The organism is Syntrophomonas sp. UBA1041 (assembly GCF_002316705.1).
Lineage (GTDB): Bacteria > Bacillota > Syntrophomonadia > Syntrophomonadales > Syntrophomonadaceae > DTU019.
The window spans coordinates 2,596-2,820 of sequence record NZ_DCEA01000087.1; positions in this window are offsets into that span (position 1 = coordinate 2,596).

Genomic DNA, 225 nt, shown 5'->3' on the forward strand with positions numbered 1-225 from the left:
AATCAAAAAATCAGGAATGAGTTTCGGATAAGGCATCGAAATATACAAATTGGCAGAACTATAGTTGATAGCTGGACAGGGAGAGATGAGGCATATGGTTATCTATTTCAGCGGTACCGGCAACAGCCGTTATGTGGCTAATATGATCAACTCCGCCATTGGCGGCGACGACGAGATCGTGGCGTTGAATGATCTGATAAAGACCGGCCTCGGCAAGCCGCTGGT